Source organism: Spirillospora sp. NPDC127506, assembly GCF_040302145.1.
Lineage (GTDB): Bacteria > Actinomycetota > Actinomycetes > Streptosporangiales > Streptosporangiaceae > Spirillospora.
This window is the reverse complement of sequence record NZ_JBEORG010000019.1, coordinates 1-20,777: the sequence shown is the minus strand read 5'-3', so window position 1 is coordinate 20,777 and position 20,777 is coordinate 1. Positions and strand designations below refer to the sequence as shown.

19 protein-coding genes are annotated in these 20,777 nt (G+C 73.3%); 8 read left to right on the top strand and 11 right to left on the bottom strand.

From position 1 onward, the window contains the following. Positions 1 to 28 precede the first annotated feature (28 nt). From ABTW95_RS19200 to ABTW95_RS19175, 6 genes are all read right to left on the bottom strand, one after another. On the bottom strand, positions 29 to 538 hold the full coding sequence (locus ABTW95_RS19200) for a hypothetical protein (protein WP_500226970.1): 510 nt from the start codon (positions 536 to 538) through the stop codon (positions 29 to 31). Between the two features lie 443 nt (positions 539 to 981). Then, positions 982 to 2,028 carry an Acg family FMN-binding oxidoreductase gene (locus ABTW95_RS19195; protein WP_500226969.1) on the bottom strand — a complete coding sequence of 349 codons (1,047 nt, stop codon included), beginning with the start codon at positions 2,026 to 2,028 and terminating at the stop codon, positions 982 to 984. A gap of 162 nt (positions 2,029 to 2,190) precedes the next feature. After that, positions 2,191 to 3,558, bottom strand: coding sequence for an NAD(P)(+) transhydrogenase (Re/Si-specific) subunit beta (locus tag ABTW95_RS19190; protein WP_500226968.1), 1,368 nt, complete (start codon positions 3,556 to 3,558; stop codon positions 2,191 to 2,193). Next, positions 3,555 to 3,875 (bottom strand): NAD(P) transhydrogenase subunit alpha part 2, encoded by a 321-nt coding sequence (locus ABTW95_RS19185; protein WP_500226967.1) that lies wholly within the window; start codon positions 3,873 to 3,875, stop codon positions 3,555 to 3,557. The genes ABTW95_RS19190 and ABTW95_RS19185 overlap by 4 nt, the downstream gene beginning before the upstream one ends. Further along, complete coding sequence (locus tag ABTW95_RS19180) at positions 3,875 to 4,993, bottom strand: NAD(P) transhydrogenase subunit alpha (protein ID WP_500226966.1); 1,119 nt, start codon at positions 4,991 to 4,993, stop codon at positions 3,875 to 3,877. The genes ABTW95_RS19185 and ABTW95_RS19180 overlap by 1 nt, the downstream gene beginning before the upstream one ends. A gap of 103 nt (positions 4,994 to 5,096) precedes the next feature. Then, a complete protein-coding gene (locus ABTW95_RS19175) occupies positions 5,097 to 5,945 on the bottom strand; it encodes a universal stress protein (protein WP_396453166.1) in 849 nt (282 codons plus the stop codon). Between the two features lie 187 nt (positions 5,946 to 6,132). On the opposite strand from ABTW95_RS19175, the gene ABTW95_RS19170 reads away from it, so the two are divergent. The 3 genes from ABTW95_RS19170 to ABTW95_RS19160 all read left to right on the top strand — a co-directional run bounded on the left by ABTW95_RS19170 (position 6,133) and on the right by ABTW95_RS19160 (position 9,512). Next, entirely contained in the window at positions 6,133 to 8,442 is a 2,310-nt protein-coding gene (locus ABTW95_RS19170; protein ID WP_500226965.1) for a heavy metal translocating P-type ATPase, read from the top strand. A 323-nt stretch (positions 8,443 to 8,765) separates the two neighbouring features. Continuing rightward, entirely contained in the window at positions 8,766 to 9,266 is a 501-nt protein-coding gene (locus ABTW95_RS19165) for a proteasome activator (RefSeq protein WP_500226964.1), read from the top strand. 36 nt (positions 9,267 to 9,302) lie between these two features. Then, positions 9,303 to 9,512, top strand: coding sequence for a hypothetical protein (locus ABTW95_RS19160; protein WP_500226963.1), 210 nt, complete (start codon positions 9,303 to 9,305; stop codon positions 9,510 to 9,512). Between the two features lie 13 nt (positions 9,513 to 9,525). On the opposite strand, the gene ABTW95_RS19155 is transcribed toward ABTW95_RS19160, so the two are convergent. Then, positions 9,526 to 9,855, bottom strand: coding sequence for a histidine kinase (locus ABTW95_RS19155; RefSeq protein WP_396451971.1), 330 nt, complete (start codon positions 9,853 to 9,855; stop codon positions 9,526 to 9,528). Between the two features lie 296 nt (positions 9,856 to 10,151). Between ABTW95_RS19155 and ABTW95_RS19150 the strand changes: the two genes are divergently transcribed. After that, complete coding sequence (locus tag ABTW95_RS19150) at positions 10,152 to 11,501, top strand: nicotinate phosphoribosyltransferase (protein ID WP_396451970.1); 1,350 nt, start codon at positions 10,152 to 10,154, stop codon at positions 11,499 to 11,501. A gap of 34 nt (positions 11,502 to 11,535) precedes the next feature. On the opposite strand, the gene ABTW95_RS19145 is transcribed toward ABTW95_RS19150, so the two are convergent. Further along, positions 11,536 to 12,585: a class I fructose-bisphosphate aldolase gene (locus ABTW95_RS19145; RefSeq protein WP_396451969.1), complete on the bottom strand. Its 1,050-nt coding sequence runs from the start codon at positions 12,583 to 12,585 to the stop codon at positions 11,536 to 11,538. Between the two features lie 100 nt (positions 12,586 to 12,685). Further along, complete coding sequence (locus ABTW95_RS19140; protein ID WP_500226962.1) at positions 12,686 to 13,573, bottom strand: DUF1918 domain-containing protein; 888 nt, start codon at positions 13,571 to 13,573, stop codon at positions 12,686 to 12,688. A 266-nt stretch (positions 13,574 to 13,839) separates the two neighbouring features. On the opposite strand from ABTW95_RS19140, the gene ABTW95_RS19135 reads away from it, so the two are divergent. After that, positions 13,840 to 14,391: an Rv1733c family protein gene (locus ABTW95_RS19135; protein ID WP_500226961.1), complete on the top strand. Its 552-nt coding sequence runs from the start codon at positions 13,840 to 13,842 to the stop codon at positions 14,389 to 14,391. 85 nt (positions 14,392 to 14,476) lie between these two features. Here the strand turns inward: ABTW95_RS19135 and ABTW95_RS19130 are convergent, their stop codons facing one another. Further along, entirely contained in the window at positions 14,477 to 15,352 is an 876-nt protein-coding gene (locus tag ABTW95_RS19130; RefSeq protein ID WP_500226960.1) for a universal stress protein, read from the bottom strand. Between the two features lie 181 nt (positions 15,353 to 15,533). Between ABTW95_RS19130 and ABTW95_RS19125 the strand changes: the two genes are divergently transcribed. Beyond that, complete coding sequence (locus tag ABTW95_RS19125; protein ID WP_500226959.1) at positions 15,534 to 17,975, top strand: glycoside hydrolase family 65 protein; 2,442 nt, start codon at positions 15,534 to 15,536, stop codon at positions 17,973 to 17,975. Positions 17,976 to 18,133: 158 nt separating this feature from the next. Continuing rightward, positions 18,134 to 18,550 (top strand): Hsp20/alpha crystallin family protein, encoded by a 417-nt coding sequence (locus ABTW95_RS19120; protein WP_500226958.1) that lies wholly within the window; start codon positions 18,134 to 18,136, stop codon positions 18,548 to 18,550. Between the two features lie 91 nt (positions 18,551 to 18,641). On the opposite strand, the gene ABTW95_RS19115 is transcribed toward ABTW95_RS19120, so the two are convergent. Then, complete coding sequence (locus ABTW95_RS19115) at positions 18,642 to 19,328, bottom strand: DUF4389 domain-containing protein (RefSeq protein ID WP_500226957.1); 687 nt, start codon at positions 19,326 to 19,328, stop codon at positions 18,642 to 18,644. Between the two features lie 296 nt (positions 19,329 to 19,624). Between ABTW95_RS19115 and gap the strand changes: the two genes are divergently transcribed. Further along, positions 19,625 to 20,623, top strand: coding sequence for a type I glyceraldehyde-3-phosphate dehydrogenase (gene gap / locus ABTW95_RS19110; RefSeq protein WP_500226956.1), 999 nt, complete (start codon positions 19,625 to 19,627; stop codon positions 20,621 to 20,623). Positions 20,624 to 20,777: the final 154 nt, after the last annotated feature.

The window sequence follows — 20,777 nt, the reverse complement described above, 5'->3', positions numbered from 1 at the left end:
AGCCATTCCCGCGAAGCGGATGAAGGCTTCACCCGGGTGACACCCGCCCGGATCCCAACCGGGGCCCCGAGTACGCCGCCGCATGCGGCCGGCGGCGCGCCGGCACCCTGAAGGCCGACCCGACGTCGATCACGGGACGCGATTTGCGCGCTTGCAGTCCCAGCTGCACTTTCCACATCGCTTCGGCCAGTGCGTGGAACTGGTAGAGCAGACGCCGCAGCATGGGCAGGTTGCCGGCGTCGGCCGTCGCGACGGCGTGTTCGGCGACTATCTTGAGCCGGTTGGCGCGGCAGCCGAGGAAATGCGCGAGAGCATCGCGGCGGACGCTTCCCGGGAGGGCGTCGAGCAGGACCGATCCGGCGGCCCCTAACTCGACCATGACCTCCGCGGTGGCGGCTCGGACGTCGACGTCCGCCTCCCAGCCGTCCTTCGCCAGAATGCGGAGCCTGGTCAAAGCCGGCAGGCACCGCCGGTGATGCTCCCGCAGCCGCCCCTCCACCAGGGCCGCATCGACTGTGCCGACACCTGTGCCGGTCATGGTTCCTCCACTCGCCCTGCCGGCGCAATAGGCGTCGTACCGTCGGCCCTCCGGCAGGCCATAGCCGTCGCGTACGTCCACCATCGCGACCGGAGACGGCACGCGGGTAGGGATGGAGGTCCCGAATTGAGGGACGAAAGACCCGCAATTCATGATCCGAAGAATCGAAGCCCGAAATGCGATTTACAACAGCCCGGATCGGCCATTGACTTCGATACCGGAATTGATCATTCCGAGGAGGAGCGCGCCGGCTGGAGCGCACCTCCGCCGCGGGCGATTTCCATGCCGAGGAGAACCGCGGCCCCCGTCCACACCAGTGCCGGCACCAGGAGCGCCGCGAGCATCGGACCGAGCAGACCTGGTATATGGGTCGGCGTGACTCCCTGCCGCACCATGTCGCCGCTCACCGCCGGCGGTACCCACCGTCCGGGCAGGAGGGGCCGTCACTCGCCGCTGAGCACGTCCGCGACCGGCCGGCGGCGGCTGGGCAGGCGGCGGGCCACATGACCGAGGCGCAGCACCATCTGCGGGTGACCGCAGACCAGGTCGCGGCGTATCGCCGCCCGCAGGTAGGGCAGTTCCAGCGGCTGGGTGTGGAAGGCGGCGCTCACGCTCAGCGTCGCCGCGTGCAGCAGCACATGCTGGAGCGCCTGGCCGGCGATCAGCCAGTCGACCCGCCGGTCCTCCCGGGTGGTCAGCACCGCCACCGTTCCCACGGCCCCGGGGGCGGCGCCGCGTTCGGGTTCCCGGCCGCCCGCGCCGTGCTCGGCCTCCCAGGGCGCGTCCGCGGCGGCGGTCCGGGAGGGGAAGCCGTCCACCTCGGCCGGGGAGGGGCCCGCCGCGAAGCCGTCGGCGCGCCCGTCGTCCGGCGGGGCCGTCCAGGACAGCAGCTCGCCGAGGATGCGGGGATCGCGGAGCTGCGCCGCCTCGGCGGCCTGGACGTGCTCGGCCAGGCGCCGGCGCTCCGCCTCGTCCTTGACGACGCGGAGGCCGGCGCCCTCGTGCCGGGCGATGCCGGCCAGCACGATCGGCAGCATGGGCGGCAAGGGGGTCGCCAGGAACCGCCCGCGGTGCGCGTGCCGGCGCGGGATCGTCCGGTGCAGCAGTTCCTCGTACGGCCGCGGGGCCGTCCTCGCCCCCCAGGCGACCCTGGCGAGAAGGTCCGGGTACGCCGGGTCGGGCAGCAACCGGACCTGCGGGGTGAAGCCCAGCCGCCGCACGGCCAGCCGCATGTTGAACAGGGCCGCGCCGCAGCTGATCAGCATCTCCCGTCCGGCCGGGTCGGCGACCGGCAGCAGGCGCGCGCGGTCGGCCCACAGCTCCAGCCCGTCGGAGCGGTCCACGAAGCGCCACGGCTGGGTGTTGTGGATGGACGGCGCCTGGATCGCCGCGCGGACGACGAAGCGCGCCGCCAGGTCGGTCCGTCCGATTCCGAGCGGGTTCGCGGGCTCGACCAGGCGCTCCGCCGGGGATCGTGTCGCGTTGACCATCTCGATGACCTCCAGCCGTGAGGGTGCCGCACCTACAGCCTGCTGGGCCGGCGCCGGGGCGGCATCGTGTCCAAAGTCCCCTCCGGCGGGACCTTCGACCCCCATGGCGGCGTCGCGGCCGCCCTGCTCATCGCGCGTCCGCCGCGATGGCCGCTCCGCCGGTCACAGTGCCTTCAGCGCGGCGGTCAGGCTGGTGAGCGAATCCTTGGCGTCTCCGAACAGCAGGGTGGTCTTGGGGTCGTGCAGCAGTTCGTTGTCGATGCCGGCGAACCCGGGCCGCAGCGACCGCTTGAGGAACACGATCGCATTGGCCTGGTCGGCGTCCAGGATGGGCATGCCGTAGATCGGCGAACCCGGCGTGCTGCGCGCCGCCGGGTTGACGACGTCGTTGGCGCCGACGATCAGGGCGATGTCGGCGGTCTTGAACTCGGGGTTGACGACGTCCATCTCCTTGAGCCGGTCGTAGGGGACGTCGGCCTCGGCCAGCAGGACGTTCATGTGCCCCGGCATGCGCCCCGCCACCGGATGGATCGCGTACAGCACCTCGACGCCGCGGCGCTCCAGCTCGCCGGCCAGGTCGCTGAGCGCGTGCTGCGCCTGCGCGACCGCCAGGCCGTAGCCGGGCGCCACGATCACCTTGCGCGCGTAGCCCAGCAGGATCGCGATGTCCTGCGGCCCGGCCGACCGGACGGGACGGTCGGTGGCCGTGCCGCCGCCCAGGGTCGTCTCGCCGCCGAACGCGCCGAACAGGATGTTGGCGATCGAGCGTCCCATGGCGGCGGCCATCATCCGGGTGAGCAGCATCCCGGAGGCGCCCACGAGCGTGCCCGCCACGATCAGCAGGGTGTTGCCGAGCACGTAGCCGCCGGCGGCGACGGTGACGCCGCTGAAGGCGTTCAGCAGCGAGATCACGATCGGGACGTCGGCGCCGCCGACCGGCAGCGCGAAGAGGACGCCGCCGACCAGGCTGAGCACCGCGAGGCCCACCGCCACGCCGATCGGCGCCTCCACGGCCGTCCACGCCCCGAGCGCGAGGGTCGCGGCCGCCAGCAGCGCCGCCGCCGGGCGCATGCCGCCGAACACCACCGGACGGCCCGTCATCAGCTCCTGCAGCTTGGCGAAGGTCAGCACCGACCCGGAGAAGGTCACCGACCCGATCAGCACGGTGAACGCCCCGACGGCGACCTGGCCGCGCGACGGCCCGCTCCCCGCCAGCTCCAGCAGCGCGACCAACGCGCCCGCCGCGCCGCCGACGCCGTTGAACAGCGCCACCATCTGCGGCATCCCGGTCATCGCGACCCGCCGGGCCGCGACCGCGCCCGCGGCGGACCCCACGACCAGCGCCGCGAGGATCGGCGCCAGGTTCCGGGTGCCCACGTCCGCGAACGTCACCACCACCGCGATGACCGCGCCGGCGATGCCGACGAGGTTGCCGAGCCGGGCCGTGCGCGGCGAGGACAGCCCCTTGAGCGCGACGATGAAGCAGACGGCGGCCAGCAGGTACGCCAGCGAGACCCCGGTGTCGTTCACGACCGCTTCTCCCGCCCGCCGTCCCGTCCGCCGCCCCGTCCGCGGCCGCCGCGGAACATGAGCAGCATCCGGTCGGTCACCAGGAAGCCGCCGACGGTGTTCACCGCCGCCAGCGCGACCGCCAGCAGCGCCAGGGACAGCGAGAACGCCGAGTCGGCGCGCGCCGCCACCACGATCGTGCCGACCAGGATGATCCCGCTGATGGCGTTGGATCCCGACATCAGCGGCGTGTGCAGCGTCGAGGACACCTTGGAGATCACCTCGTACCCGGTGAAGGCGGCCAGCACGAACACCGTCAGCAGCGCCACACCGTCCATCAGCCCTCCAGCAGTTCCCGGGTCGGCCCGTGGCGGACCTCCCCCGCATGGGTCACGCAGCAGCCCGCCACGATCTCGTCGTCCAGGTCGGGGACGACCCGCGCCTCGCGCGTCATCAGCAGCACCAGTTCGGCGACGTTCGCGGCGTACAGGCGGCTGGCCTGCGCCGGGAGCTGGCTGGGGACGTCCCGGCCGCCCCACACCAGCGCGCCGCCGATCTCCACCTCCTCCCCCGGCCGGGAGCCCTCGACGTTTCCGCCCTGCTCGGCGGCCAGGTCGACGACGACCGAGCCCGGCCGCATCCGCTCCACCATGGCGCGGGTGACCAGCAGCGGCGCCGCCCGGCCGGGGACGGCCGCCGTGGTGATCAGCACGTCGGCGTCCGCCACGTGCGGCGCCAGCAGCTCGCGCTGCAGCCGCGCCCGCTCCTCGCCCATCTCCCGGGCGTAGCCGCCCGCGCCCTCCAGCGGGGGGAGGTCCAGGTCGACGAAGTCGGCTCCCACGCTGCGCACCTCCTCGGCCGCCGCGGCGCGCACGTCGTAGGCGCCGACGACCGCGCCGAGCCGCCGCGCCGTCGCGATCGCCTGCAGCCCCGCCACCCCCGCGCCGAGCACCAGCACCCGGGCGGGCGGGACGGTCCCGGCCGCCGTCATGGCCAGGGGGAACATCCGCGGCAGCCGTTCCGCCGCGACGACCGCGCCCCGGTACCCGCTGATCATCGCCTGCGAGGACAGCGCGTCCATCGATTGGGCGCGGGAGATGCGCGGCACCAGTTCCATGGCGAGCGCGGTGCGGCCGCCGTCCCGGAACTCCCGCACCAGTTCCAGATGCTCGGCCACGGGCAGGAACGACACGCTCACCGCCCCTTCCGCCAGCCGCCGCACCCGCTCGGCCGGCGGGGGCCGGACGCCCAGCAGCACGTCGCCGCCGTCCAGCACGCCGGCTTCGACCTCGGCGCCCGCCGCCCGGTAGTCCTCGTCACGGTGGCCCGCCGGCAGCCCGGCGCCGGGCTCCACGCCGACCTTCAGCCCCGCCTCGACCAGCCTCGACACCGTCTCGGGCACCGCGGCGACCCGCCGCTCCCCCTCGACCACCTCGCGCGCGACGATCACCTTCACGTTTTTCACACTAGGCACGCGCACCCTGCGCCGCCAGGGGCCGATCACCGATTTCGGCGCGATCGCCCGCCTTCAAGCGGGTTGCGGGGCCGAGGGCCGGCGGTCAGGTGGAGGGGACGACGGCGACCGGGCAGCGGGCGTGGTGGATGACGCCGTGGCCGACCGAGCCGAGCTGGGGCGCGTTCCAGCGCCGCTGGTGGGCGCCGACCACCAGGAGGCGGGCGTTGCGCGAGGCGTGGGACAGCGCCGTCACCGGGTGCTCCAGGACGATCTCGTCCACGACGTCCACGCGCGGGTACTTGGCGCGCAGCGGCTCGCAGGCCTCGGCGACCTGGGCGCGCAGGTCCCGTTCGATCTGCTCGGCGTCGACGGCGTAGCCGGCCTCGATCAGGGTGCCGAGCGTCTGCCAGGCGTGCACGACGCGGAGCCGGGCGCCGCGGAGCGCCGCCGCGTCGAACGCGTAGTCGAGAACGGCGCCGGCGTCGCGCAGCAGGTCGACCCCGGCGACGATCTCGCCGCGGTCGCTGGCGTCCCCGCGCACGATCACGACGGGGACGGCGGAGCGGGTGGCCATGCGCAGGCTGGTGGAGCCCAGCAGCATGCTGGCGAACCCGCCGCGGCCCCGGCTGCCCACCACCAGTTCGAACGCCTTGTCCGACTGGTCGTGCAGGGCCTGCGTGGGCTCCTCCTCGACCAGGGCGGTGGTGACCTCCAGGCGGGGCCGGCGTTCCTGGACGCGTTCGCGGGCGGCGCGCAGCAGCCGGCGGCCGGCGCGGGTCATCCGCTCGGTGGTCTCGGCCGGCATGAACAGCGGCGCCTTGTAGGGCCAGCTCTCCAGCGCGTGGACGATGTGCAGGGGGCGTCCGCGCAGGACGGCTTCGGCGGCGGCCCATCGCAGGGCGCGGTCGGACTCGTCGGAGCCGTCGATGCCGACGACGATCGGCTCGGTCATCGCGTTCCCCTTCGCCTGTGGATTCCCTCTCTCCACGGTGTTGGCCGGCCGCGCGCGGGTCGTAGGGGCGAAGGTCCCCGCCCGGACGGCCTTTGTGCCCGCGGAGGAGGAGTCCGCCGCCTCTGGGTACGGGTGCCCGCAAGGAGAAGGGTGGAAGATCTGGATCCCGTGGAACGGCGAGGTGGACATGCGGGCTGTGATCGCGCGGCGTGGCCCCGAGGCGCTGTTCGCCCTGGCCGCAGGCGGGCTGGCCGCCGGCGCCGCCGTCCGCTGGACGGCCGGGGCGGGCGCCGGAGACCTGGTCTGGCTGCTCGTGACCGTGCTCGCCCTCGTCCCGGCGGTGTGGTGGGTCGTGGACGGGCTGCTGCACCGCCGGTTCGGCAGCGACGTGATCGCGGTCCTGGCGCTGGCGGGGACGGTCGCGGTCGGGGAGGCGCTCGCCGGCGCGGTGATCGCGGTGATGCTGACCGGCGGGCGGCTGCTGGAGGAGCGCGCGGGGCGGCGGGCACGCCGCGACCTCGGCGCGCTGCTGTCGCTCGCGCCGCGCGCCGCGCACCGCCGGACCGACGGCGGCCTGGACACGATCGACGTCGCGGAGGTGCGTCCCGGCGACCGGCTCCTGGTCCGCCCGGGCGAGGTCGTGCCGGTGGACGGCCTGGTGGAGCGGGACACGGCCGTCCTGGACGAGTCGACGCTGACCGGCGAGCCGCTGCCGGTGGAGCATCCGGCGGGCGACGCGGTGCGCAGCGGCGCCGTCAACTCCGGGCGGCCGTTCGAGCTGCGCGCCACCAACGACGCCGCGTCCAGCACGTATGCCGGGATCGTCCGGCTGACGGAGGAGGCGGCGGCCGAGAGCGCGCCGTTCGTGCGGCTCGCCGACCGGTACTCGGCCCTGTTCATCCCGGTGACGCTGGTTCTCGCCGCGGCGGCCTGGATCGCCGCCGGGGACCCGGTGCGGGCCGTGGCGGTGCTGGTGGTGGCGACGCCCTGCCCGCTGATCCTGGCCGCGCCGATCGCGTTCGTGTCCGGGCTGTCGCGCTCGGCGCGCCGGGGCGTGGTGGTGAAGGGCGGCGGCGCGCTGGAGCGGCTCGCGGGAGCGCGGGTGCTGCTGTTCGACAAGACCGGCACCGTCACCACCGGGCGGCCGGCGCTCGCCGAGATCGTCCCCGCCGATCCCGCGCCGGCCGGCGATCCGCTGTTCCTCGCGGCCTCGCTCGACCAGGTGTCGCCGCACGTGCTGGCCTCGGCGATCGTGCGGGGCGCCCACGAGCGCGGGGTGCCGCTCACCGCTCCCACGGACGTCACCGAAACCGCGGGCCAGGGAATACGCGGCACCGTCGGCGGCCGCCGGGTGAGCGTCGGCAAGGCGAGCTGGGCCGGGAAGGCCGACCCGGCCTGGCTGGACCGGGTGCGGCGCCGCGCCGCCGCCCGGGGCGCGATCACGGTGTTCGTCGGGGTGGACGGGAGGGTCGCCGCGGTCCTGCTGCTGCGCGACCGGATCCGCCCGGACGCGCCGCGCACGTTCCGGCTGCTGCGCCGGGCGGGCATCGAGCGCACCGTGATGGTGACCGGCGACCGCGCGGACGTCGCGGACTCCATCGGCGGGCTGGTCGGCGCGGACGCCGTGCACGCCGGGCTCACCCCGGCGCAGAAGGTGGAGGTCGCCCGCGCGGAGAGCGGGCGGGCGGCGACGGTGATGGTCGGCGACGGCGTCAACGACGCGCCGGCGCTGGCGGCGGCCGGGGTCGGCGTCGCGCTCGGCGCGCGGGGCGCGACGGCGTCGTCGGAGGCGGCCGACGTGGTGATCACCGTCGACCGGCTGGAGCGGCTGGCCGAGACGCTCGCGATCGCGCGCCGCACCCGGTCGGTCGCGCGGCAGAGCGTCGTCGCGGGCATGGGCCTGTCGCTGGCCGCGATGGCGGTGGCGGCGTTCGGGCTGCTGACACCGGCGGCGGGCGCGCTGCTGCAGGAGGGCATCGACGTCGCGGCGATCCTCGCCGCGCTGCGCGCGCTCGGCCCCGGCCGCGACCGGGAGCCGCGGCTGCGCGGCGACGCGGCCGAGCTCGTCCGGCGGCTGGACGAGGAGCACCGCGCGCTGTGGCCGCGCATCGAACGGCTGCCCGCCCTGGCGGACGCGATCGCGGCGTCCGGCGGCCGGGAGCGGGACACGGCGCTGGACGCGCTGGCGGGCTTCCTGACCGACCTCGCCGAGCACGAGCGCAAGGACGAGCAGCTGCTCTACCCGGCGGTCGCGCAGGCCCTCGGCGGCACCGACCCCACCGGGGCGATGAGCCGCGGCCACACCGAGATCGCCGAGCTGACGCGCCGCCTCAACGCGCTCACCGCGGAACTGCGGGCCGCGCCGGAGGCCCCGGAGCCCGTGAGCGATCTGCGCCGGACCGTCCAGGAGCTGTACGCGGTCCTGCGGCTGCACTTCGCGCAGGAGGAGGAGAACTACTTCGTCCTGGCCGACGCCCGCGAAACCGCCGGCCCTTGAGCCACCGACGTTCGGCGGAACCGGCGGGACCTTCGTCACTCCGGGCGCGCAGGTCCTCCAGCGCGGCGACCTCGACCAGCCGCCCCTCCCGCAGGATCGCGACCCGGTGGCAGACGTCCTGGACCTGGTCCAGCAGGAGCACGTCGGGCCGCGTCATCAAGGGGCGCGATCAGCCGCCGGCAGCGTCCGAAGGTCCCCCGGATCTCCCGCCCATCCGGCACGTTCGCCCGCGCCATCGGGGACGTTGGTCCCTGGCCCGGCACCGGACGGCGGCGGAGCCTGGTGCCATCGGCAACGCCACGGCCCCGACGTGAGGAAATGACATGACCGCCCGACAGGAGCCGCACCGCACCGTGCACGCCCGCGGGCGTCCCGCACCGGCGCGGATGACCGTCCTGATCGGTGATGCCCGCGAGGCGCGCAGAGGCTACGAAGTGACGTCCCCCACCCGGCTGATGCGCGCCTGGCGGTTGCTCACCGCCGTGAACGAAGAGCTCCACTCCGAGGGCATCGACGACGCGGGCGCGCGGCGGGCCGCCATGGTGTTCAACGCCCTCCGCAACGAGGTCGTCCGGTCGATCTCACCGCACCTCGCCGCGGAGGTGCGCGAGCTGCTCCCGCCGCTGGACGAGGACTCCGGTGTCGCCGGGACGCGCGCGGCGTGCTCGGCCGCGCTCGGCTGGCTCGACAGCCTGGTCACCTCGATGCTCATGCAGCTCGCCGAGCAGGGGGAACGCGCCGCCCGGCCGGCGGCGACGCGCGGCCCCGGAATGCGCCCGGAACGGGCACAGCACCGGCGGCCCGCTTCCCGCCCGCAGCGGTGAGGACGTCCCGGCGCTCGTGACGGGCCGGGCCGCGGAATGAGGTCAGGCGGGCAGCGGTCAGGCGGGCAGCGGTCAGGCGGGCAGCGGTCAGGCGGGCAGGGCGAGGTCTCGGCGGCGGATCGCCGCGGCGACCGCCACGCCCCCGACCAGCAGGACCGCCGGGAGCTGGACGAGCCCGTCCGCGACGAGTTCGCGCAGCTGTCAGAGCGCTGGAGCCGCGAGCGCCCACCCGGGGATCACGGCTGAGCCGGGCCGGCGATCAGCGCGAGACGTCCGGACGGCGGCCGGGCGAGGTGTGCAAATCGAAGACCGCGCGGCGCAGTTCGGCGATGGCGCCGTCCAGATCACCCAGGGCCGCTTGGACGCACCGGGCCGCATTCGGGTCCTGGATGCTGGCCAGCGCACCGTGCAGTTGGAGTCCGGCGCCGAAAAGCCGGTGGTTGAGCCGGTCGGTCAGGTCGTGGACGGTGCGCCACGGGTCCGTGCCCGGCTGCCGGGCCGCGCCGTTCGCGGCCTCGGCGGCTGCGGCGCCGCGTTCCGGCTCGGACGGGTCGATCGTGAACCCGCGCGCTCGGGGTCGTTCAGGCATCCTCGGCGGCCCTCCGGGATCCGGTCGCAGATCGTCTTCTCCGGCCCACTACCCCCGCACTGCGCGGAGATCACCCCTGTTTGCCCTATTTTGACGGCTTTAGGGGACGACGGGTACCGCCTCGCGCCTCAGTTGGCCGGAGCAGCCGGCTGCCCCCCGAAACGGACTTTCGTCCCAGGCCCGGCAGGACGAACGAGAGCTGGATAGACCCCCGATCCGGGGGCAGTCTCGGAGGGACACGAACCTGCCGAGGACGGGCACGGCAGAACACCGCTCAACAGTGAGGGTCGAGTCCGATGTCCGGTGGACTGCTGACGGATCTGTACGAAGTGACGATGGCGGCGAGCTACCTGCGCCGCGGCATGAACGAGCCGGCGACGTTCAGCCTCTTCGTCCGCGCCCTGCCGCCCGGCCGCGGCTTCCTGATCGGCTGCGGGCTGGCCGACTGCCTGACCTTCCTGGAGGATTACGGCTTCACCCGGGAGGACCTCGACTACCTCGCGTCCGAGCAGCATTTCGACGACACGGCGCTGCGGGCGCTGGAGCGGCTGCGGTTCACCGGAGACGTCCGGGCGATCCCCGAAGGACGCGTCGTCTTCGCCGGCGAGCCCCTGCTGGAGGTCACGGCGCCGATCGCCGAGGCGCAGCTGGTCGAGACCGTCCTGCTGAACCACATCACCTTCCAGACGACGGTCGCCACCAAGGCCGAACGGTGCGTGCGGGCGGCCGGCGGCGCGCAGGTCGTCGACTTCTCCTTCCGCCGGACCCAGGGGATCGACGCGGCGATGGCCGTCGCCCGCGCCTCCTACATCGCCGGCTTCGCCGGAACCAGCAACGTCGAGGCCGCCCGCCGGTACGGCATTCCCGCGTCCGGCACCATGGCCCACTCCTACGTCGAGGCGTTCCCCGACGAGGACGCGGCCTTCGCGGCCTTCACCGCCGACTTCCCCGACCGCACCACGCTGCTCGTCGACACCTACGACACCCTGAGCGGCGTCAAGGCGGCGATCCGCGCCGCGCGGCGGGCGGGGCGGGCGCAGCTCGCGGGGATCCGCCTCGACTCGGGGGACCTGGGCGCGCTGGCCTTCCAGGCCCGCCGCCTGCTGGACGAGGCCGGCATGACGCGCACGCGCATCGTGGCCAGCGGCGGGCTGGACGAGTACGCGATCGCCGAGCTCACCGCAAGCGGAGCGCCGATCGACGTCTACGGGGTGGGCACGCGGATGGGCGTGTCCGCCGACGCCCCGTACCTCGACAGCGCCTACAAGCTGGTGGCCTACGGGGACAGGCCGGTCATGAAGCTGTCCTCCGGGAAGGCGACCGCCCCCGGCGCCAAGCAGGTGTACCGCGGAGATCGGGGCGACCTCGTCGCCCTCCGAGACGAGCCCGCCCCGGCGGGCATGGAGCCGCTGCTCGTCCCCGTCATGGAGTCGGGGCGCCGGGTCGCCCCCGCCGAGCCGCTCGCGGCGGCCCGGGACCGGCGCGCCGCGGACGTCGCCGCCCTGCCCGACCGGATCGCCCGGCTCCGGAACCCCGAGACCGGCGGCGTCGCCTTCAGCCCGGAACTCCGGCGCCGCCGGGACCGCCTCCGCGAGGAGCTCGCCTCCCGCGCGGCGGGACGGTCCCGGCGCGGCGTGATGCCCTGAAGCGTGATGCCCTGAGGACCGCAGGGCCGCCCGTTCAGGCGACGGTGATCGCCTCGTCCAGGTAGACGTCCTGGACGGCGTGGATGAGCTCGACCCCCTCGTCCCTCGGCCGCTGGAAGGACTTGCGCCCCACGATCAGGCCCATGCCGCCCGCCCGCTTGTTGATCACCGCGGTGCGGACCGCCTTCGCCAGGTCCCCGCCGCCCACCGAGGCGCCGCCGGAGTTGATCAGGCCGACCCGCCCCAGATAGCAGTTGGCGACCTGCCAGCGGGTGAGGTCGATGGGGTGGTCGGTGGTCAGCTCGCCGTACACGCGGTCGTCGGTCTTGCCGAAGCCCAGCGCGCGGAACCCGCCGTTGTTCTCGGGCTGCTTCTGCTTGACGATGTCGGCCTCGACCGTCGCGGCCAGGTGGTTGGCCTGCCCGGTGAGGTCGGCGCTGACGTGGTAGTCCGTGCCGTCCCGCTTGAACGCGGGGTTGCGCAGGTACGCCCACAGGACGGTGAACATGCCCAGCTCGTGGGCGCGGGCGAACGCCTGCCGGACCTCCTGCAGCTGCCGCATGCTCTCGGGGGCGCCGAAGTACACCGTCGCGCCGACGCCGACCGCGCCGAGATCGAACGCCTGCTCGACCGAGGCGAACATGACCTGGTCGTAGGCGTTCGGGTAGGTCAGCAGCTGGTTGTGGTTGAGCTTGGCGATGAACGGGACGCGGTGGGCGTACCGGCGCGAGGCCATGCCGAGCACCCCGACCGTGCTCGCGATCGCGTTGCAGCCGGCCTCGACCGCCAGTTCGCACAGGGCCAGCGGGTCGAAGTAGGCGGGGTTCGGCGCGAACGACGCGGCGGCCGAGTGCTCCACGCCCTGGTCGACCGGAAGGATCGACAGGTACCCGGTGCCGGCGAGGCGGCCGGTGTCGAACACGTGCTGCAGGTTGCGCAGCACCGCCGGAGGGCGGTCGCTTGCGGCGACGACCCGGTCGACGAAATCCGGTCCGGGCAGTTGGAGCCGGTCACGTGAGATCGTCCGGCATTCGTGCGCGAGGAGTGAAGGGGCCTCGTCCCCTAGCAGTTCTTTGAGTTCCATGTCCTCACCTTTCGTGTCCGGGACGGGGGTCCCGTCGGTGAATGAAGAGATGCGAGGGAGGCGCGCCCCGTCGCCCTCCCCCGCATCGGCCCGGCAGGTCTCAGTGCGGAGAGCGGGTCGCCGGGCGGTGCTCGATGACGGCGTCCGAGGAGGGGTAGAACGTGCTCGTGTGCCCGTCGTCCCATTCGACGACGTAGGGCGGCGCCCCGTCCTTGCCGTGCACTTCAGTGATCAGCGCCTTGCGGTCCGGTTCCCCGACCTGGTGGCCGTGGACTATGACCCAGTCGCCTTTCTTCGCTTTCATGGGAAACCTCCTCATGTCACTGGACGGATCGCTCCCGCCGACGCGTCGGCGAAGGTTCCGGAACTGCCGGTGCTGCATGATGAAATGGGCCGGCTCGCCGAAGAGGCGGCCTGTGAGCCGGTCGACCGCGGCGGGTTTTCCGCGGCCTCGCGTCCGGACGATCAGCCGTGTCCCGCCGTCCGGGAGCGGCCGCAGATGGAAGGCCCAGATCCCGTCGGTGTACGCGGCCGGCAGCGGGCCGCGCGGGTCGAACGGCCGCCCGGACGGCAGCTCGATGTCGGACCTGAGCACCAGCGTCCTCGCCGGATCGAGGATCTCGACGAGGAAGTAGAACGCCCCGCTCGGGACCGCGGGAATCCGGGTGCCGACGGTGACGTCCTGCCATTCGGGGACGATCCGGTCGGCGCTCGGCCGCCCCCCGTTGTCGAGCAGGTCCCAGCTGTACCAGCCGGCCCGCCCGCACCCCATCTGCACCAGCCACGGCCAGACCTCCTCCGGAGGCGCGGGCAGCGAGACCGCCATGGTCGACTGCGCGGTCGGGTACGCGATAAGGTCGTCACCGGGATACGACGCGTTCGCCTCTTCGCGAGTGGCGCCCCAGCGCAGCAGGCGAGGACGGACCAGGGCCGTGTAGGCACCGGCGGCGAAAACGGTGAAAGCGGTGCTGCGAGCGATGCGCTTCATGGTCCTCTTCCCCTCGTGGGCTCCCTTTCCACGGTTCCCCGTCCGCCGGGCCGGCACTAGAGACCTCCGCCCGCTGAGCACGGACCTTTGTCCCTGATCGGCGGGGACATCCGTCGGTGGCCGCGGCCCCCGAGACGAGAAATCGTGAAGGCGGTGCTTTGCGGACCGGCTTCCGCGGCCCGGAACCGATCGCAGGACGCTCAACGCCGCCTTGGAATGGCTGGAAGGGGGACGGCGTCATGAAGCCACGGAGTTTCTGGACGCGTGTGAACCGTCTTCGCCGCGGCTGGGGCCTCGACAGGAACGATCTGCGCCGCGACGTGGACCGCGCCCAGATGTTCTACGGCCTGCTCCTGCTGGTGCTCTTCATCGTCGCGGCCCCGCTCCTCTGCGCCCACACCGTAGGCTCCGTCTACCGTTCCGGCGTCCAGGCCGAGCGGTACGAAGCCGCCACCCGCCATCGGATCGACGCCACCGTGGTCAACATCAAGGGGCGGCACACCGGCCGCGAGGTGACGGTGATCTGGGTCGGCCCGGACGGGACGGTGCGAAGCGGTCACTACACCACCTGGCGCGGAGTGAGCCCCGGCGACCACCCGAAGGTCTGGGCGGGGCCCGGCGGCGTGGGCGAGGACCCGCCGCGCTCGCACGCCCGCACCATCAGCGACGCCGCGGCGACCGGGGCCACGACGGCGGGCACGGCGGGCCTGGTGGCCGCGGGCGCCTACCTGCTGCTTCGCCGCCACTGCGACAAACGCCGCTACCGCATGTGGGACGAGGCCTGGGCCCGCTTCGACCGCCGCCGCATCGGCCCCTGACGCGGGAGCCGGCCGCCGCATCGGTCCCTGACGCGGGAGCCGCGGCGCGTCCTCCGCGAACGGGGCGTGGAGCGAGACCGCGCCGTCAGGCGGCGGGCCGGGGTCGCGGGACGACCGCCACCGCGCACGGGGCGTGGTGCAGCATCGCCGAGCTCGTCGCGCCCAGCAGCAGCGGATCAAGAGTCCCGGCGCCCCGGTCCCCCACCACCAGCAGGTCGGCGTCCGCCGCCGCCTCCAGCAGGGCCTCGCGGGGACGCTCCAGCAGCAGCGACACCTGGACGCGGACCTGCGGGTAGCGCCGCCGCCACGGGCGGACGGCCTCCTCCAGCATCGCGGTGCGCACCTCGGACAGCTTGTCCGCGTCGGCGAACAGGGGCAGCTCGTGGTCGGGCACGGCGCCCGGTTCCCAGGCCCCGTAGACCACGCGCAGGCCGGCGTCGCGGAGGGCGGCCTCCTCGATCGCGAAGCCCAGCGCCCTGTCCCCGCCCGCCGATCCGTCGACGCCGGCCACGATGAGCCCGCGCGGCGCGGCGGCGCCGCGGACGGCGATCACCGGCCGGTGCGTGCGCGCCGGCAGCTGCACCGCCGTCGACGCTTCGAGCAGGTTGTACCGCTCGTGGGAGCCCACGACGATCAGTTCCGCGTCGTCGGACTCCAGGACGAGCGTCTCGGTGACGGGTTCACGCCTGAGCACGGTGGAGACGTTCCCTCCCGCCCCCAGGGCGCGGGCCCTGCGGGCGCCCTCGTTCAGCAGGTTCTCGCCCGCCCGCTGGGCGATCGCCTCGACGCCCGCGTCCACGTGCCCCGGCGGATAGGGCCAATGCCAGCAGTGGCAGATGACCAGGTCGAGCCCCCGCAGCCCGGACTCCTCGACCGCCCAGCGCAGCGCGGGCTCGTTCTCCTCGGTCCCGTCGTACCCGAACAGGATGTTCGGCCGCTGGACCCGTGAAAGCGCGACCATCCGTCCTCCCCTCGTCGAGTCGGGGACTCAATTTCAGGATGGGCGGGCCGCGAACACGGGGCAGGGGGCGAAGGTCCCTGGTCCGGAGGCCGTCCGGCACTGCCCGCCCCGGCCGGGCGGTGACAACGTGGCGATGCCGGGAATGCCCTGCGGATGGCCTTGGGAGACTGCGAGGAACGCCATGGACCGGTGGATCCTGTCCTACGACGGCTACGACCCCGACGCCGAGGGGCTGCGGGAAGCGCTGTGCACGCTGGGCAACGGTTACTTCGCGACCCGGGGGGCCGCCCCGGAGTCGTCCGCCGACGGCGTCCACTACCCGGGGACCTACATCGCCGGCTGCTATGACCGGCTGCCGGTGGAGATCGACGGGCGGCGGACCGACAACGCCGACCTGGTCAACATGCCGAACTGGCTGCCCCTGGCCTTCCGCCCGGCCGGCGGCGACTGGTTCGACCCGGACCGCGCCCTGCGCGAGGGCCGCCTGCTGTCGTACCGGCAGGAGCTCGACCTGCGGCGCGGCGTCCTGACCCGGCTGGTCCGCGTGCGCGACGCGCGGGGACGCACGTCGCGGGTGGCGCAGCGCCGGATCGTGTCCATGGACGACCCGCACCTGGCCGCGCTGGAGACCACCATCGTGGCCGAGGACTGGAGCGGCCCGGTCGAGATCGTGTCGGCGGTGGACGGACGCGTCGTCAACAGCGGCGTGGAGCGGTACCGGGACCTGCCCCGGGAACACCTGGTCCACGAGGCGTGCCCGCGTCCGGGCGACCCGGAGCTGCTTCTGCTGCGGTCGTCGACGGTGTCCTCGAAGATCGGCGTCGCGGTGGCGGCCCGCACCCGCGTCTCCGCCCCCGCCGAGCGCGCCCGCCGCGCCGAGGACGGCTGGACGGGCCAGGAGCTGACCGTGGACGTCCGCGAAGGCGTGCCGGTCACGGTCGAGAAGGTCGCCGCCGTGTTCACCTCGCGCGACCGCGCCGTCGAGGAGCACGGCCAGGCGGCGCTGGCGGCCGTCGCGGGCGCCGGCGCCTTCGACGCCCTGCTGGAGAGGCACGCGATGGCGTGGTCGCAGCTGTGGCGGCGCTGCCAGCTCAGCGTCGACCACGTGGAGGTGCAGCGCGTCCTGAACCTGCACATCTTCCATCTGCTGCAGACGGTCTCGGAGCACACCGTCGACCTGGACGTCGGCGTCCCCGCCCGCGGCCTGCACGGCGAGGCGTACCGCGGCCACGTGTTCTGGGACGAGCTGTTCATCCTGCCGTTCCTGACCATGCGGTTCCCCGAGATCGCCCGCGCGCTGCTGATGTACCGGTGGCGGCGCCTGCCCGCGGCGCGCCGCGCGGCGGCCGGGGCCGGGCACCGCGGCGCGATGTACCCGTGGCAGAGCGCGGCGGACGGCCGCGAGGAGACCCAGCGCATCCACCTCAACCCGCGTTCCGGCCGGTGGCTGCCCGACCATTCGCACCTGCAGCGCCATGTCGGGCTGACCGTCGCGCACAACATGTGGCGCTACTACGAGGCGACCGGGGACACCGAGTTCCTCGCCGAGCACGGCGCCGAGGTCATGCTGGAGGTCGCCCGGTTCTTCGCCGACCTCGCGGTCTACGACCGCTCCACCGACCGGTACTGCATCCACGGCGTCATGGGTCCCGACGAGTACCACGACGCCTATCCGGGCCGGGACGAGCCGGGGCTGGACAACAACGCCTACACCAACGTCCTCACCGTCTGGGTGCTGCGCCGGGCGCTGGACGCGCTGGCCCTGCTGCCCGAGGACCGGCGCCTCGAACTGCGGGAACGGCTCGCCCTGACCCGCGAGGAGATCACCCGCTTCGAGGACGTCGCGCGCAAGATGTACGTCCCGTTCCACGACGGCGTGATCAGCCAGTTCGACGGCTACGCGGACCTGGAGGAGCTCGACTGGGACGGCTACCGGGAGCGGTACGGCGACATCCGCAGGCTGGACCGCATCCTCGAAGCCGAGGACGACTCCACCAACCGGTACAAGGTCTCCAAGCAGGCCGACGTGCTGATGCTCTTCTACGTCCTGTCCCCCGGCGAGCTCGACGACATCCTGCGGCAGCTCGGCTACGAGCACGGCCCGGACCTGGCCGCCAGGACCATCGACTACTACCTGCCGCGGACCTGCCACGGCTCCACGCTCAGCTCACTGGTCCACGCCTGGATCCTCGCCCACATCGACGGGGACATCGCCTGGCAGGTGTTCCTGGAGTCGCTGTTCAGCGACATCACCGACGCCCAGGGCGGCACCACCCCCGAGGGCGTCCACCTGGGCGCCATGGCCGGGACCGTCGACCTCGTCCAGCGCTGCCACGCCGGGATCACCACCCGCGGCGGCATCCTGCATCTGGAGCCGCGGCTCCCCCGGGCGATCGGCGACCTGCGCCTCGGGCTCCGCTACCGGGGCCACTGGGGCATCGACCTGACCTGCCGGCAGGACCTGATCCGCGTGGCGCTCCGGCCGGGCGCCGCCTTCCCCATTCAGATCTGCTACGCGTCCGAGGTCGTCGAGATCCAGCCCGGCGCCTCATGGGAGCGGCCGCTTCGGGACGGCAGGACGGTGTCGGCGGGCGACCGGCTCCGCGAGCCCGGGACGGGATGACTTTGGTCCCGGCCGTGTGTGACCCATGGCCGTGTGGGGTGAGGCGCTCCCGGAGGAAGCATGAAAGTGCACCCACCGATGAGGAGCGAAGCATCCGGATGCCGACAAGGTCCCTCACCCGTGGGTGTCGCTCGTAGACCAGAGCAGAGGGAGGCACCATGAGCGCACTGGAGCGGCGCGAACCGCGCAGCATCTTCCCCGATCTGTTCGACTGGCTCGAGTCGCCGTTCACCATGTTCCGCACCGGCATCGGCCAGACGATGCGGGTCGAGAACTACATCGACGACGGCGACCACGTGATCCGCGCCGAGCTGCCCGGCATCGATCCCGACAAGGACGTCGAGATCACCGTGACCGGCGGCGTCCTGCGGATCCACGCCGAGCGCCACGAGGAGAAGAAGGAGGCCCACCGGTCGGAGTTCCACTACGGCTCCTTCACCCGGTCCTTCACTCTCCCGGCCGACGTTGACGTCGACGACATCAAGGCGAGCTACGACAAGGGCATCCTCACCGTCCGCGTGCCGATGCCCAAGGCCGCCAAGGCCGAGTCCAAGCGGATCACGGTCGAGAAGTGACAGCACAGCGACGGGGGCACCGGATCGGATCCGGTGCCCCCGTTCTCGTTGCCTTGGTGGTGTGGGCGCGTCCCTCATGTCCCGGTGCGGGTCACCGTCCTTGAGCGTTCACGGCGATGTTCTCCGGCTCGGAGACCGGCTCAGCGCCGCCCATGTCCAGCCGGAACGGCGGGTACCGGTCGGTCATCAGGAAGGCGTAGCCGGCCACCCGCAGCGTCCAGCGGTGCATGCCCATGACGAAGTCGAAGACGGTGCGCAGGTAGCGCGTCGTGAACAGCAGGGCGACGGCGGCGACGAGGACCAGCACGCCCACCAGCCCCGGCAGGTCCCAGCCGCCTTCGTCCCCGCCGAGGCCGCCGCCGACGAACAGGGCGACCACCAGGTAGTGCGGGATCGCCAGCAGCCACCACTTCACCAGCACCAGCCCCCGCGACAGCCGCTCGGGGTAGTCGATGTGCAGGCGGGCCGGGTAGTCGGGGACGTCCCGCAGCGTGAAGGGCGGGTACCGGTCGGTCGCCAGCGCGCCGTAGCCGTAGAAGGCCACCCGCCACGCCCAGCGCAGGAAACCGAGGTTGAACTCGAAGATCGAGCGGGGGTAGCGGCCCGTGACCAGGATCGCGAAGAACGCGACCACGGTGAGCACCGCGAACGCGATCCCGAGGAAGAACAGCACGATGTAGTGCGGGATCAGCAGCAGCCACTTCACCAGCCACAGCCACCGCGACAGCGGCTCCTCCAATCGGCCGTCCACGCGGACCGGCATCTGTTGACCGTTCATATCAGCCTCCACGGATGGAGCGTCCGGCCTCCGGAACCAGCCGGGCAGCTACCTCAACGTCATCGCCGGCGGCCGACGCGCGGTAGTGCGGAACGTCCGCACCGGCGAGGACCCAGGTCCCGCCTCTGGTGAAGGCCCTTCCAGGGCCGAAAGTCCCTTACCGCCGCGCGGCACGGCGGACTCGTCACGACGAAGGTCCCTGGCGTCGCGCACCCCGCGCCGCGGAGCCTGGAAGGGCCCGACGAGTCGGCTCCCGGACGGCCCCGAGCCGACACCGTTCAACCCTGGGAGACGAGATGACCGCACCCGTAGGAATCAATGGCTTCGGGCGCATCGGCCGCAACTACCTGCGGCTGGCGCTGGAGCGCGGCCAGGAGATCGCCGCCGTCAACGACGTCACCGACCCCGCCACGCTCGCGCACCTGCTGATGTACGACTCCACCTACGGCCGCCTCGGCCGGACGGTCGAGCACGACGACGGAGCGCTGATCGTCGATGGCGACCGCATCCCGGTCACCGCCCACCGCGACCCCGCCGACCTCGACTGGGGCGCGGCCGGCGCCGAGATCGTGATCGAGTCCACCGGCAGGTTCAGGCGGCGCGAGGACGCGGCCGCGCACCTGAAGTCCGGCGCCCGCAAGGTGATCCTGTCGGCGCCCGGCAAGGACGTGGACGCCACGATCGTGATGGGCGTCAACCAGCACGTCTACGACCCGGACCGGCACACCGTGATCTCCAACGCCTCCTGCACGACCAACTGCGTCGCTCCGATGGCGAAGGTCCTCCACGACACGTTCGGGGTGGCCAAGGGCTACATGACCACCGTCCACGGCTACACCAACGACCAGAACCTCCTCGACTCACCGCACAAGGACCTGCACCGCGCGCGTTCCGCCGCGGTGAACATGATCCCCACCACCACGGGCGCCGCCCGCTCCGTCGGCGTGGTGATCCCCGAGCTGGCCGGGAGGTTCGACGGCATGGCCCTGCGCGTGCCCGTCGAGGACGGCTCCCTGGTCGACCTCGCCTGCGTCCTCGACCGCGCGGCGACCGCCGAGGAGATCAACGAGGCGTTCGCCCGGGCCGCCGCCGGTCCTCTCAGCGGGATCATCCGCTACAACACGCACCCGATCGTGTCCCGCGACGTCATCGGCGACCCGGCGTCCTGCGTCTTCGACGCCCCGCTCACCCAGTCCAGCGGGGACCTGGTGAAGGTGTTCGGCTGGTACGACAACGAGTGGGGCTACACCTGCCGCCTCGCCGACCTCGTCGACCACGTCGCCGCCCACCTGTGACGGCGTCCCGGCCGCCTTCGCCGACGTTCCCCACCCGCCGGGGGGTGCACCGCCCGATCAATCGAGTAGGAGGGCCGGGTCGCCCGGCCCTCCTCTCACACCACCGGACATGCGGGCCCGCATCCGGCGGTTCGTCAAGCCGTTGATCTGAGCC